The sequence below is a fragment of the Pseudomonas sp. B35(2017) genome, from assembly GCF_002113645.1.
Taxonomy (GTDB): domain Bacteria; phylum Pseudomonadota; class Gammaproteobacteria; order Pseudomonadales; family Pseudomonadaceae; genus Aquipseudomonas; species Aquipseudomonas ekonensis.
Window position 1 is genome coordinate 121,537 of sequence record NZ_NEIZ01000007.1, and the last position, 12,619, is coordinate 134,155.

12 protein-coding genes are annotated in these 12,619 nt (G+C 65.2%); 4 read left to right on the forward strand and 8 right to left on the reverse strand.

The window, feature by feature from the left end; translation table 11 throughout:
• Positions 1-47: 47 nt before the first annotated feature.
• From CAG41_RS14890 to CAG41_RS14910, 5 genes are all read right to left on the reverse strand, one after another.
• Positions 48-800: a hypothetical protein gene (locus CAG41_RS14890; RefSeq protein ID WP_085582004.1), complete on the reverse strand. Its 753-nt coding sequence runs from the start codon at positions 798-800 to the stop codon at positions 48-50.
• A 462-nt stretch (positions 801-1,262) separates the two neighbouring features.
• Positions 1,263-2,012 carry an L-cystine ABC transporter ATP-binding protein TcyN gene (gene tcyN, locus CAG41_RS14895; protein ID WP_085582002.1) on the reverse strand — a complete coding sequence of 250 codons (750 nt, stop codon included), beginning with the start codon at positions 2,010-2,012 and terminating at the stop codon, positions 1,263-1,265.
• 4 nt (positions 2,013-2,016) lie between these two features.
• The gene (gene tcyL, locus CAG41_RS14900; RefSeq protein ID WP_085582000.1) at positions 2,017-2,682 is read right to left on the reverse strand and encodes a cystine ABC transporter permease; all 666 of its coding nucleotides are present in this window, start codon (positions 2,680-2,682) and stop codon (positions 2,017-2,019) included.
• Entirely contained in the window at positions 2,682-3,482 is an 801-nt protein-coding gene (gene tcyJ, locus CAG41_RS14905; RefSeq protein ID WP_085707153.1) for a cystine ABC transporter substrate-binding protein, read from the reverse strand. The genes tcyL and tcyJ overlap by 1 nt, the downstream gene beginning before the upstream one ends.
• Positions 3,483-3,721: 239 nt before the next feature.
• A complete protein-coding gene (locus tag CAG41_RS14910; protein WP_085581996.1) occupies positions 3,722-4,714 on the reverse strand; it encodes a D-cysteine desulfhydrase in 993 nt (330 codons plus the stop codon).
• A 190-nt stretch (positions 4,715-4,904) separates the two neighbouring features.
• Between CAG41_RS14910 and epsC the strand changes: the two genes are divergently transcribed.
• Positions 4,905-5,831: a serine O-acetyltransferase EpsC gene (gene epsC / locus CAG41_RS14915; RefSeq protein ID WP_085581994.1), complete on the forward strand. Its 927-nt coding sequence runs from the start codon at positions 4,905-4,907 to the stop codon at positions 5,829-5,831.
• A 324-nt stretch (positions 5,832-6,155) separates the two neighbouring features.
• Positions 6,156-8,156, forward strand: a complete 2,001-nt coding sequence (gene betT, locus CAG41_RS14920; RefSeq protein ID WP_085631889.1) for a choline transporter BetT — start codon at positions 6,156-6,158, stop codon at positions 8,154-8,156.
• Between the two features lie 23 nt (positions 8,157-8,179).
• On the opposite strand, the gene CAG41_RS14925 is transcribed toward betT, so the two are convergent.
• Together CAG41_RS14925 and CAG41_RS14930 are read right to left on the reverse strand one after the other, a co-directional pair.
• Positions 8,180-8,440 carry a hypothetical protein gene (locus CAG41_RS14925; protein ID WP_085581990.1) on the reverse strand — a complete coding sequence of 87 codons (261 nt, stop codon included), beginning with the start codon at positions 8,438-8,440 and terminating at the stop codon, positions 8,180-8,182.
• A 91-nt stretch (positions 8,441-8,531) separates the two neighbouring features.
• Positions 8,532-9,272, reverse strand: a complete 741-nt coding sequence (locus CAG41_RS14930; protein ID WP_085581988.1) for an SDR family oxidoreductase — start codon at positions 9,270-9,272, stop codon at positions 8,532-8,534.
• A gap of 123 nt (positions 9,273-9,395) precedes the next feature.
• Here CAG41_RS14930 and CAG41_RS14935 point away from each other — a divergent pair, with 123 nt between their 5' ends.
• Both CAG41_RS14935 and mgrA read left to right on the forward strand, forming a co-directional pair.
• Complete coding sequence (locus CAG41_RS14935; protein ID WP_085707154.1) at positions 9,396-10,289, forward strand: LysR family transcriptional regulator; 894 nt, start codon at positions 9,396-9,398, stop codon at positions 10,287-10,289.
• Positions 10,290-10,570: 281 nt separating this feature from the next.
• The gene (mgrA, locus tag CAG41_RS14940) at positions 10,571-11,608 is read left to right on the forward strand and encodes an L-glyceraldehyde 3-phosphate reductase (protein ID WP_085631893.1); all 1,038 of its coding nucleotides are present in this window, start codon (positions 10,571-10,573) and stop codon (positions 11,606-11,608) included.
• Positions 11,609-11,692: 84 nt separating this feature from the next.
• Here the strand turns inward: mgrA and tauD are convergent, their stop codons facing one another.
• Positions 11,693-12,535 (reverse strand): taurine dioxygenase, encoded by an 843-nt coding sequence (tauD, locus tag CAG41_RS14945; protein ID WP_085581982.1) that lies wholly within the window; start codon positions 12,533-12,535, stop codon positions 11,693-11,695.
• Positions 12,536-12,619: the final 84 nt, after the last annotated feature.

Consider the following 12,619-nt stretch of genomic DNA (forward strand, 5'->3'; position numbering starts at 1 on the left):
CGGTGGTCCGGTTCATATACCCTAAACGTGTATAAATATTTTATGAACTAACTTTTAGAAATATGCATAGAAGGGGCCATGGCCTGTCCGGTTAACAGGCTGCCGCCGATCCTCAGCATGCGCGGCGGCGCCCAGCGCGAGTTGTTGCCGACCCGGTCGAGGATGCAGTAGGTCACTTCCAGGCGCAGATCCTCGCCGGCTTCGAGAATCACCGACGGCGGTATCCACACCTGGACCGGCCGTCCGACGCCCTCGGTCGCGACGGGCGGCAGGTCCATCCGCACATCGCCCCAGCGCACCGTGATCGCGTCGCCCTCGGCCATGTTCAGGTAGGGCTGGATGGTCAGCGGCACACCGCGCTTGACCTGCCCCGGGTTCACCCCCTGACGGCAGATGGTGCCGGGCAGCACGGCTTGCGCCAGGTGCTGGTTCTCGTCGTTGCACAACGGCGGCGGCTGCCCGCCGGGACAGTCCAGCTTCACCTGCGCCGACGCGCTGGCCGACAGCGCCGGGCTGCGCCCCACCTGCATGATGCGGTAGTGGGCATGGGCCGGGCCGTTGACCACGAAGCTTTCCGGCACCCGCAGCCTGACCGGTTCGCCGACACAGGCGTCCGTGAGCACATGGGAGGCGACGTAGCAGTCGTTCCAGAACAGTTCGATCAGGTCGCCGGCATCCATCCCGGGATACGGGGCGACTTCGACCAGCAAATGGGCGGCGGCGGCCAAACCGATGCCGCCGTGGCGGGCCGACGTCAGGTTCGGCGCGGCCATTTCGGGGATGTGCGAAGCGAAGGGCATGGGGTTCTCTCCTTGAGACCTTGCAGCGAAGTCCGTTTCTGAAAGTTCGGGCGGTTTGAATGCTCAGGTCATGAAACAGTGTCGGGTTGATCGATGTTTATGTCGCCTTGATGAAGTAACGGGCAACGGTGGCGACTAGATAAAAGTTCGCCGAAAGAGCTGTCAATAGAGGCAATCGGTGATTTTAAAAATTGCGGACTAATCAGAAAGCTCCTACATCAACAGCGCAATTTGCCTGGCCTGCGGAGTGAATTCGGCCACAGGACAGGGCTATTTTGGCGGTTTCAGCGCATGTCTGGCCATGCACCTGTATGGAGGGTGTTTAGCGGATGCCGGGCACGGAATATCTGTTGCAGAACATATATATGTGCCGCATCGGAACAAGTTGATTGCTGTAGGGAGAAAGGAGAGAGAGCGAAACTTCCGTCCATGGAAGTTTGCGGTTGTTGCGGATCGGTGAGGTCAGCCGTTGTTTCTGAACTTGCTGAGGAACTGTCGTGTGCGTTCTTCCTTCGGATCGGCGAACAGGGCCTTGGCCTCACCTTGCTCGACGATCACGCCCTTGTCGAAGAACACCACACGGTTGGCCACGTCACGGGCGAACGCCATTTCGTGGGTGACGATGACCATTGTGCGTTTCTCCTCGGCGAGGCCGCGGATGGTCGCCAGCACTTCGCCCACCAGTTCCGGGTCCAGGGCCGAGGTCGGCTCGTCGAACAGGATCACTTCCGGCTCCATCGCCAGCGCCCGGGCGATCGCCACGCGCTGTTGCTGGCCACCGGACAGGCGCCGCGGATAGGCGTCTTCCTTGCCCGCCAGGCCGACCTTGGCCAGCAGCTTGCGGCCCAGGGCGATGGCATCGGCGCGGGGCGTCTTCTTGACCACGGTCGGGCCTTCGATGACGTTCTCCAGGGCGGTGCGGTGAGGGAACAGGTTGAAGTTCTGGAACACGAAGCCCACGTGCTGGCGCAGGTTGCGCACCAGGCCTTGCTGCTGGTTCAGCGGACGGCCGGTATCGATCTCGATGTCGCCGACCTTGATCCGGCCGCTGGTGGGTTGCTCAAGGAAGTTCAGGCAGCGCAGGAACGTGGTCTTGCCCGAGCCGCTGGGACCGATGATCGCCACGACCTCGCCTTCCTTCACCTTAAGGTCGATGCCGTTGAGCACGGTCTGACCCTTGAACTGCTTTGTCAGTTTTTCCACGACAATCATGGGGTCAGGACTCCTGGTCGTGCCGATTGACCCGCTCTTCCAACTTGTTCTGCAGGTGCGACAGCACCGTGGCCAGAACCCAGTAGATCAGCGCGGCGGCAAGATACATGGTGAACACTTCGAAGGTGCGGGCAGTGATCAGCTGCGCCTGGCGGAACAGCTCCGGCACCTGGATGGTGGCGGCCAGCGCGGTGTCCTTGACCAGCGAAATGAAGCTGTTGCCCAGCGGCGGCAATGCCGTGCGCATCGCCTGCGGCAGGATGGCCCGGCGCAGGGTCTGCGCGCGGGTCATGCCGATGCTGGCCGCCGCTTCCCACTGGCCGCGCTCGATCGAGCCGATGGCGGCACGCAGGATCTCGCAGGCGTAGGCGGCCATGTTCAGCGAGAAGCCGATCAGGGCCGCCGGCAGCGGATCCAGTTCCACACCCAGTTGCGGCAAGCCGTAATAGATCACGAACAGCTGCACCAGCAACGGCGTGCCGCGAAAGAACGACACGTAGATGCGGGCCAGCCAGCTGACCGACTTGAAGCGCGACAGGCGCATCAGTGCCAGGCCGAAGCCCAGCAGCAGACCGAAGAACATGCCGCCCAGGCTAAGGATGACCGTGTAGTACGCGCCCTTGAGCAGGAAGGGCGCGGAGTCCAGCGCGAGTTGGAAAGCTGCTTCCATTATTTCGTGACGTCAGCGTTGAAGTACTTTTCCGAGAGCTTCTGCAGCGTGCCGTCGGCGCGCAGTTCGTCGAGGGCCTTGTTCACCGCCGTCAGCAGTTCCGGCTCGCCCTTGCGCAGCGCGATGCCCGATTCCTGACGGGAGAACGCCTGGCCTGCGGCCACGGTCTTCGGTGCCTTCTTGGCGTATTCCAGAGCAGCCAGACGGTCGATCAGGATGGCGTCGGTGCGGCCGTTGTTCAGGTCGGCGAACTTGGTCGGATCATCGTCGTAGGTGCGCACGTCGGCGCCCGGCACGTTGGCCCGCACCCATTGCTCGTAGTTGGTGCCCAGGCCCACGCCGACCTTCTTGCCGGACAGGTCGGCGGCGGTATTGATGTTCAGCGCCGCTTCCTTGTCCTTCAGCACCAGCGCCTGGATCCCGGACACGGTGTAGGGCTCGGAGAAGTCGTATTTCTTCTTGCGCTCGTCGGAGATGGTTACCTGGTTGACCACGACGTCCAGACGCTTGGATTCCAGGGCCGCGAGGATGCCGTCCCACTTGGTCGGCTGGATCTTGGCCTTCACGTCCAGCTTTTTCGCCAGGGCTTCGGAGAGTTCGACCTCGAAGCCGGCCAGCTTGCCGTCGGGATCGACGAAGGAGAACGGTGGGTAGGTGCCTTCCAGGCCGACGTTGATGACGCCTTTGTCCTTGATCTGCTTCAGTTGCTCACCGGCGGCTGCGTGGCCGATCAGGCCGGCGCTCAGCGCCAGGCCCAGCGAACCCACCAGCAGGTTGCGACGTAGTGCGGAAAAATTCATGACATGCCCCTGTGTTTTCTTATGGAAGACGCTTAAGGAAAGTTGGCGAATCCGGGAATTGGACGACTGCGCTATCGTGCCCTAAAGCAGCTTATGCGTCTCCCGCGAAATTCGCCTGCGGGGAGACTATATGATTGCTCGCTTAGAATTGAAAATAATGGTTTTTATTTTTGTTATTTCAAATTCGAATATATGCGCAGCCTGCTGCGGCGAGGGATCCGGTTCCCTCGCCGCGGGCCTTACAGGAAGTCCTTGTAGGCGAACAGCGCCGGCGCGCCGCCGGTGTGCAGGAAGATCACCGGGCCGTCGTCGAAGCGCCCGCGGCCGATGCCGTCGAGCAGGCCGGCCATGGCCTTGCCGGTATAGACCGGGTCGAGCAGCACGCCTTCCTGGCTGGCCAAAAGCTTCACCGCCGCCAGGGTGCCGGCGTTCGGTTCGCCGTAGCGCGGGCCGAAGTACTCGTCCCACAGGCGCACCTTGAAACTGTCCGGCAGCGCCACGCCCAGCAGGTCGGCGGTACGTTCGGCCAGGCCCTGCACTTTCGGGCGCTGGTCCTCTTCGCTGCGCGAGACGGTCACGCCGATCACCGGCAGCGCCGGCAATGCTTCGTTCAAGGCCAGGGCCAGGCCGCTGTGGGTGCCGGCGCTGCCGGAGGCCAGCACCACGGCGGCGAAGTCGAGGCCGGTGTCCTTGATCTGTTCGGCCAGTTCCAGGCCGGCCCGCACGTAACCCAACGCGCCGAGGGCGTTGGAGCCGCCGATGGGCACCAGGTACGGCTTCTTGCCGTTGCTGCGCAGGCGCACGGCGAGGGCCGCCAGTTGCTCGTCGGCGTTGTCGAGGTTGTCGACCAGCTCGACCTTGGCGTCGAACAGGTCCAGCAACAGGCGGTTGCCGTTGCCGGTGTAGTCGCCGTCGTCGGTGCCCAGCGGGTTCTCCAGCAGCGCCACGCAGCCCAGGCCCAGCTTGGCGGCGATCGCGGCGGTCTGGCGCACGTGGTTCGATTGCAGGGCGCCGGCGGTGATCAAGGTGTCGGCGCCCTGGGCGAGGGCGTCGGCGGCGAGGTATTCGAGCTTGCGCAGTTTGTTGCCGCCCATGGCCAGCGGGGTCAGGTCGTCGCGCTTGAAGTAGATGTCGCGGCCCAGCCAGGCGGAAAGGCGTTCGAGTTTTTCCAGGGGAGTGGGTTGGCCGAGCAGGTCGAGACGATGGAAGCGGTCCAGTTGTTGTTTGATCATGGGCCTGTACTGGCGGAGGAAGATCACAGGACTATAGGCATGGCGTTTTGGCGGGGCAACCGTCAATCGCTTATAGCAAAACGTGCTTAGGCCAGCACTATCGGTTCTTAATTCGCGCTTGGGGCCATGCCGTAAAGTAGTCGCCGTTGAGGCGGCCCGACAGTCCGGCCGCCGGTGAGGAGTCTTTACCGTGAGCGAGCGTTCCAGCCATTGGCAACTGCAGACCATCGTCAGCCAACTGCGTACCGCGCGGGATCTGTGGCGTACCCAGAACGGCCGGGCCACCGGCGAACAGGGCGGGCGCGAACTGCCCTCCCGCGCAGCGATGGCGGAGATCCTCGAGGCCCTGTGCGGGGCGTTGTTCCCGATGCGGCTGGGGCCTGTGGACCTGCGTGAGGAAAGCGAGGACTTCTATGTCGGCCATACCCTCGACGTCGCCCTGAATGCCTTGCTCGTCCAGGCGCGGCTCGAACTGCGCTACGTCGCCCGCCACAGCGCCCAGGCCGACACCGAGGTCGAGTCCCGCGCGATCCGCATCGTCCAGGACTTCGCCCTGGCCCTGCCGGGCCTGCGCAGCCTGCTCGACACCGACGTGCTGGCGGCCTACCACGGCGATCCGGCGGCGCGCAGCGTCGACGAGGTGCTGCTGTGCTACCCGGGCATCCTGGCGGTGATCCACCATCGCCTGGCCCATCACCTGTACCGCGCGGGCCTGCCGCTGCTGGCGCGGATCAGCTCGGAGATCGCTCACTCGGCCACCGGCATCGACATCCACCCCGGCGCGCAGATCGGCCCGAGCTTCTTCATCGACCACGGCACCGGCGTGGTGATCGGCGAAACCGCGATCATCGGCGAGCGGGTGCGGATCTACCAGGCGGTGACCCTGGGCGCCAAGCGCTTCCCGGCGGACGAGGACGGCCAACTGCAGAAGGGCCATCCGCGCCACCCGATCGTCGAGGACGACGTGGTGATCTACGCCGGGGCGACCATCCTGGGGCGCATCACCATCGGCCAGGGCTCGACCATCGGCGGCAACGTGTGGCTGACCCGCAGCGTACCGGCCGGCAGCAACCTGACCCAGGCCAACCTGCAGCACGACGACGGGACGCAGAAGTGACGGCGCACTCCGCTTGAAGGCCCTGCGGCGCCTTGACCGGCGCCGTCGCGGGCCCGTCGAACGGACTCAGGCCGGCCCGGATAGTGGCATCCGGCCAATTCGCCACTGAACGAATCCCTCCGAACCTGCGTCATAACCCTCCTTGAGCCCGCAGGGGCGAGCGACCGCTCGGCCTTGCGATTAGTCCTTAGCGTGCTATCCATGTTTAACTTGAACGTTCATTCAAGTTAAACCGGCAGTCCGCTGCCCGCTCACAACAGGAGGCTTGCCTTTGCTGAGTCCGATCATTTCAGCCATGTTCCACCCCTTCGAGGTGCACCGTCCATGAGTGCATCGTCCACCCCCGCCAGCGCCCAGGTGCGCATGAACCCGCCGGTGTTCTGGTTCGCCGCGACGGTCATCCTGCTGTTCGGCCTCGTCGTGATTTCCCTGCCGGAGGCGGCCGGCGCCTGGCTGCTGAAGGCCCAGGACTGGGCGGCCAACACGGTCGGCTGGTACTACATGCTGGCGATGACCCTGTATCTGGTCTTCGTGGTGGTCACCGCGCTGTCTGGCTACGGCAAGATCAAGCTCGGTGCCGACCACGACGAACCCGAATTCAGTTACCTGTCCTGGGCCGGCATGCTGTTCGCCGCCGGGATCAGCATCACCCTGTTTTTCTTCTGCGTGTCGGAGCCGTTGACCCACATGCTCCAGCCGCCCCAGGGCGAGGCCGGCACGGCGGACGCCGCGCGCCAGGCGATGCAGATCCTGTTCCTGCACTGGGGCCTGCACGGCTGGGGCGTGTTCGCCTTCGTCGGCATGGCGCTGGCGTACTGCGCGTACCGCCACAACCTGCCGCTGGCGTTGCGCTCGGCGCTCTATCCGCTGATCGGCAAACGCATCAACGGCCCCATCGGCTACGCGGTGGACGGCTTCGGCATCATCGCCACGGTGTTCGGCCTCGGCGCGGACATGGGCTTCGGCGTGCTGCACCTCAACTCCGGCCTGGACTACCTGTTCGGCATCGCCCACACCCAGTGGATCCAGGTCGGTCTGATCGTCCTGATGATGGGCGCGGCGATCACCGTCGCCGTGTCCGGGGTCGACAAGGGCGTGCGGGTGATGTCCGACATCAACATGCTGCTGGCCTGCGCGCTGCTGCTGTTCGTGCTGTTCGCCGGGCCCACCCAGCACCTGCTCAACACCCTGATCCAGAACCTGGGCGATTACCTCGGCGCGCTGCCGACCAAGAGCTTCGACCTCTACGCCTACGACAAGCCCAGCGACTGGCTCGGCGGCTGGACCGTGTTCTACTGGGCCTGGTGGATCGCTTGGTCGCCGTTCGTGGGCCTGTTCATCGCGCGGATCTCCCGGGGCCGCACCATCCGCGAATTCGTCTTCGGCGTGCTGCTGATTCCGTTGGGCTTCACCCTGGCGTGGATGTCGATCTTCGGCAACAGCGCCATCGACCAGGTGCTCAACCACGGCATGGAGGCCCTCGGCCTGTCGGCCATCGACGACCCGTCGATGACCCTCTACCTGCTGCTGGAGACCTACCCGTGGAGCAAGACCGTCATCGCGGTGACGGTGTTCATCAGCTTCGTGTTCTTCGTCACCTCCGCCGACTCCGGCACCGTGGTGCTCTCGACCCTGTCGGCCAAGGGCGGCGGCCCGGACGAGGACGGGCCGAAATGGCTGCGGGTGTTCTGGGGCGCGATGACGGCGCTGATCACCAGCGCGCTGCTGTTCTCCGGCAGCATCGATGCGCTGAAGTCGGCGGTGGTGCTGACCTCACTGCCGTTCTCGTTGATCCTGCTGCTGATGATGTGGGGGCTGCACAAGGCGTTCTACCTGGAGTCGCAGAAGCAGATCGCGCAATTGCATTCGCTGGCGCCGGTGTCCGGTTCGCGGCGCGGCAAGGGTGGCTGGCGGCAGCGCCTGAGCCAGGCGGTGCATTTCCCGTCGCGGGACGAGGTGTACCGGTTCATGGACAGCACCGTGAAGCCGGCCATCGAAGAGGTGACGGCGGTGTTCGTCGAGAAGGGTCTGCATGTGGTCACGCAGCCGGATCCGGCCCACGACAGCGTCAGCCTGGAGATCGGCCACGGCGAACTGCACCCGTTCATCTACCAGGTGCAGATGCGCGGCTATTTCACGCCGTCGTTCGCCCGGGGCGGCATGGGTTCCAAGCAGCTCAACAACCGCCGCTACTACCGCGCCGAAGTGCACTTGAGCGAGGGCAGCCAGGACTACGACCTGGTGGGCTACACCAAGGAGCAGATCATCAACGACATCCTCGACCAGTACGAACGGCACATGCAGTTCCTGCACCTGGTGCGTTGAGCCCGGCGGGCGCCGGGGCGGTCTCAGGCCTCGGCGCTCAGCACCATGAACAGCACCATCGCCGCCACCGGCACGCCGAACACGGCGCTGCCGACCATCAGTTCGGTGCTCAGCGTCTGCTTGCCGTGCACCATGCCGACCGCGCCGTTGATCACCGTCAGCGCCAGCCACAGGGCGGCGAAGCCGTAGGCCAGGGTCTGGCGGGAAAAGCCGATGCGTTCGCCGATGTACAGCATCAGCGCCAGCAGGATCAGGCCGAAGGTGATGATGATGGTGGTGTGCATGAGAGGCTGCCTGTCGGTGTCGTTTCGCCTGGGCGGATCCCATCGCCAGCCAGCCGGCGACGGGGCCGCTGCGGGCCTGTTCAGAGCATAGTCAAACCAGCCCGCCGTTGGCCCGCAGGATCTGTCCGTTGACCCAGTCCGCCGCCGGGCTCGCCAGGAACGACACCACCCGGGCAATGTCCTCCGGCTGCCCCAGGCGTTCCAGCGGCGGCATCTTCGCGTAGGTCTGGATCTGCTCCTCGCTCTTGCCGTGCAGGAACAGCTCGGTGGCCACCGGCCCCGGCGCCACGGCGTTGACCGTGACGTTGCGCCCGCGCATTTCCTTGGCGAACACCTGGGTCAGCGATTCCACCGCCGCCTTGCTGGCGATGTACACCGCGTAGCCCGGCAGGTTGAGGCCGACGGTGCTGCTGGAGAAGTTGATGATCCGTCCGCCGTCGTTCAGCCGAGCCGCCGCCTCGCGCATCGTGTTGAAGGTGCCGCGGGCGTGGATGTTGAAGGTCTGCTCGAACAACTCGTCGCTGTGCTGGGCCAGCGGCAGCACCTTGAGGATGCCGGCGTTGTTCACCAGCACGTCGACCTTGCCCAGGTGCGCTTCGGTCTCGTCGAACAGGCGCCGCACGTCGGCGGCGTCGGCCACGTCGCCCTGGATGGCCATGGCCCGGTGGCCGGCCTGGCGCAGTTCGACGACAAGCCGGGAAGCTTCGTCGGCGCTGTTGGCGTAATTGACGGCGACGGCGAAACCGTCCTCGGCCAATTGCTTGGCGATCACCGCGCCGATGCCGCGGGAGGCGCCGGTCACGAGGGCGACTTTCGAAGTGTGCTGGGTCATGGCTGTGTTCCTGTGTGCGGGGGAAGTGGGAGTCATTTCACCTGTTTGCCTGTGCTGGATAAATGCCGCAAAGTTGCCTTGACTGTTCAACATCCGCCAACAATCGAAGGCCGGGAGCCCGCCGTGGATCAAGTCAAAGCGATGAAGGCGTTCGTGCGGATCTACGAGCGCAGCAGCTTCACCCAGGCCGCCGCCGACCTGAACCTGCCCCGGGCCACCCTGACCCACACCCTCAACCAGTTCGAAGCCTGGCTCGGCACGCGCCTGCTGGAGCGCAGCACGCGCAAGGTGCGTCCGACCCTGGACGGCGAGGCTTATTACCGGCGTTGCGTGCAGTTGCTTGCGGAGCTGGAGGACGCCGAACTGGCGTTCCGCAGCGTGGTGCCGAAGGGGCGGCTGCGGGTCGATATGCAAGGTACGTTGGCCCGGCATTTCGTGATCCCGGCGTTGCCGCAGTTCATGGCGCGCTACCCGGACATCGAACTGTCGATCAGCGAGGCCGACCGCTTCGTCGACCTGATCGCCGAAGGCGTCGATTGCGTGCTGCGCGCCGGCACCCTCGGCGACTCGACGCTGATCGGCAAGCGCGTGGCCAGCCTGCGGCAGATCACCTGCGCCAGCCCCGCCTACCTGCGCAGGTTCGGCGAGCCCCGCAGCCTGGCCGACCTGAAAGACCATCGCGCGGTGAACTACGTCTCGCGCAGCACCACCCGGGTGTTTCCCTTCGAATTCATGGTCGACGGCGAACGCACGGAGGTCGCCATCGACGGGGCGGTCTCGGTGTCCGGCGCCGAGATCTACGCGGCCTCCGCCATCGCCGGCCTGGGCCTGATCCAGTGCCCGCACTACCGCATGCAGAGCCAGATCGACCAGGGCCTGATACGGGAAGTCCTGCCCGACACGCCGCCGCCACCGATGCCGGTGTCGGTGCTGTACCCGCACAACCGGCACCTGTCGCCGCGGGTACGGGTGTTCGTGGACTGGTTGAGCGAGGTCTTTGCACAGGTTTCCCGTTAGGCCGAAGGTCTTGAGGCGTTTTGGCTGGCGCCATCGTCAGCAGGTCGACAAGGATCTGTGAAGACGGGGTGGCGGCGTCTTTTCCCTTCCTGATGTGAAACGATTCAGCCATAGGTCGAATCCGAGGTGGGCAGGGGCCCGCTTGGGCGTATGCTGAGCAGCTTCGGTCTGTCAAAGCACCGCTGCACCGGCGGTCGCTGCGCAACCGAGCGGGAGCCAGCTCCCTCGCCACAGGAAATGTCCGACCGACGATGGCTGAAACTCAATCTAGAGAGGATTCGATGACTTACACCGCTGCCGAAAACCGCTACGACACCCTCCCTTACCGCCGCGTGGGCCGCAGCGGCCTGGTGTTGCCGGCGCTGTCCCTGGGCCTGTGGCACAACTTCGGCGACAGCACGCCGATCGACACCCAGCGCGCCTTGCTGCGCACGGCGTTCGACCTGGGGATCAACCACTTCGACCTGGCCAACAACTACGGCCCGCCCTACGGCAGCGCCGAGATCAACTTCGGCCGCCTGCTGCGCGAGGACTTCAAGGGCTACCGCGACGAGCTGATCATCTCCAGCAAGGCCGGCTGGGACATGTGGCCGGGCCCTTACGGCCAGGGCGGCGGTTCGCGCAAGTACGTGCTGGCCAGCCTCGACCAGAGCCTGCAACGGCTGGGCGTGGACTACGTGGACATCTTCTATTCCCACCGCTTCGACCCGGACACCCCGCTGGAGGAGACCGCCGGCGCCCTCGCCACTGCCGTGCAGCAGGGCAAGGCGCTGTACGTCGGCATCTCTTCGTATTCCGGGGTGAAGACCCGCGAAATCGCCGCGCTGCTCAAGGAGTGGAAAGTGCCGCTGCTGATCCACCAGCCGGCCTACAACCTGCTCAACCGCTGGGTGGAAAAGGACCTGCTCGACACCACCGACGAACTCGGCACCGGGGTGATTGCCTTCACCCCGCTGGCGCAGGGCCTGTTGACCGACAAGTACCTCAATGGCGTGCCGGCGGATGCGCGGGTCAACCGTCCGGGCGGCGGTTCGCTGCAGGCGTCGCACCTGTCCGAGGCCAACATCGCCCATGTGCGGGCGCTGAACGAGATCGCCAAGCGTCGTGGCCAGAGCCTGGCGCAACTGGCGCTGGCCTGGACGCTGCGCGATCCGCGGGTGACCTCGGCGCTGATCGGCGCGAGCCGGCCGGAGCAGATCATCGAGAACGTCGGGGCGCTGAAGAACCTGAGCTTCAGCGCTGAAGAGCTGGCTGAAATCGATCGGTTCGCCCAGGAGGGCGGGATCAATCTGTGGGAGAAGCCGTCGACGGCCGAGTAAGCGTCAGGCGCCGGATCCTGCGGCGCCTGTCACACCGTCATCGCCAGCAGGCTGGCGATGGGGCCGGAACCGGCGACGCAGCCGTCAGCGAAAGAACGGCACATCCCCCAACACCGTCGCCCGCTGCATCACCCGCCGGGCGGGGCGGTAGTCGTCCACTGCGTAATGCTGGGTCACGCGGTTGTCCCAGAACGCGATGTCGTCCTTCTGCCAGCGCCAGCGGATGGTGAATTCCGGCCGGGTGGCGTGGGCGAACAGGAACTTGAGGATCGCCTCGCTTTCGGTCTCCGACAGTTCATTGATCTTCGAGGTGAAGCCTTCGTTGACGAACAGCGAGCGGCGCCCGCTCACCGGGTGGGTGCGGATCACCGGGTGCGACAGCGGCGGGTTCTTGCGCCGTGCCTCTTCCCACTGCGCCAGCGCTTCGGGCGTGTTGCCGTAGCGCTCCAGCGGAAACGAGCGGGTGAAGTCATGGGTGGCGGTCAGCCCTTCGAGCAGGGCCTTCACCGGCGCCGACAGCGCTTCATAGGCCGCGATGCCGCTGGCCCACAGGGTGTCGCCGCCGTACTCCGGCAGGAGCTTGGCGCTGAGCACCGCGCCCATCGCCGGGGTCGGCAGGAAGGTCACGTCGGTGTGCCAGATTGCGTTGTCGCGCACGTCGGTGACGGCGGTGTCGAGGATCAGCACTTCGGGCTGTTCCGGCACGTTGGGGTAGATCGGGTGGATGTGCAGGTCGCCGAAGTACGCGGCGAAGCGCGCCTGCTGCGCAGGCTCGATGGGCTGGTTGCGGAAGAACAGCACCTGGTGCTTGAGCAGCGCCTGGCCGATGGCGTCGCGCTGCTCCTGGCTCAATGGCTGGCTGATGTCGACGCCGCTGATCTGCGCGCCGAGGGCCGGGCTTAAGGGAACGATGTTCAGGTCGCTCATGGTGTTCTCATCAATATTCGGTGGAGGGCTGTTCAAGCGGTGGGAGCGACTGTCTGCGGTGCCCGGGCTGGCGCCATCGCCAGC

Coding starts and splice junctions, on each gene's coding strand:
- CAG41_RS14890 (WP_085582004.1), bottom strand. CDS start 800: ATGCCCTTCGCTTCGCACATCCCCGAAATGGCCGCGCCGAACCTGACG.
- tcyN (WP_085582002.1), bottom strand. CDS start 2,012: ATGATTGTCGTGGAAAAACTGACAAAGCAGTTCAAGGGTCAGACCGTG.
- tcyL (WP_085582000.1), bottom strand. CDS start 2,682: ATGGAAGCAGCTTTCCAACTCGCGCTGGACTCCGCGCCCTTCCTGCTC.
- tcyJ (WP_085707153.1), bottom strand. CDS start 3,482: ATGAATTTTTCCGCACTACGTCGCAACCTGCTGGTGGGTTCGCTGGGC.
- CAG41_RS14910 (WP_085581996.1), bottom strand. CDS start 4,714: ATGATCAAACAACAACTGGACCGCTTCCATCGTCTCGACCTGCTCGGC.
- betT (WP_085631889.1), top strand. CDS start 6,156: ATGAGTGCATCGTCCACCCCCGCCAGCGCCCAGGTGCGCATGAACCCG.
- CAG41_RS14925 (WP_085581990.1), bottom strand. CDS start 8,440: ATGCACACCACCATCATCATCACCTTCGGCCTGATCCTGCTGGCGCTG.
- CAG41_RS14930 (WP_085581988.1), bottom strand. CDS start 9,272: ATGACCCAGCACACTTCGAAAGTCGCCCTCGTGACCGGCGCCTCCCGC.
- mgrA (WP_085631893.1), top strand. CDS start 10,571: ATGACTTACACCGCTGCCGAAAACCGCTACGACACCCTCCCTTACCGC.
- tauD (WP_085581982.1), bottom strand. CDS start 12,535: ATGAGCGACCTGAACATCGTTCCCTTAAGCCCGGCCCTCGGCGCGCAG.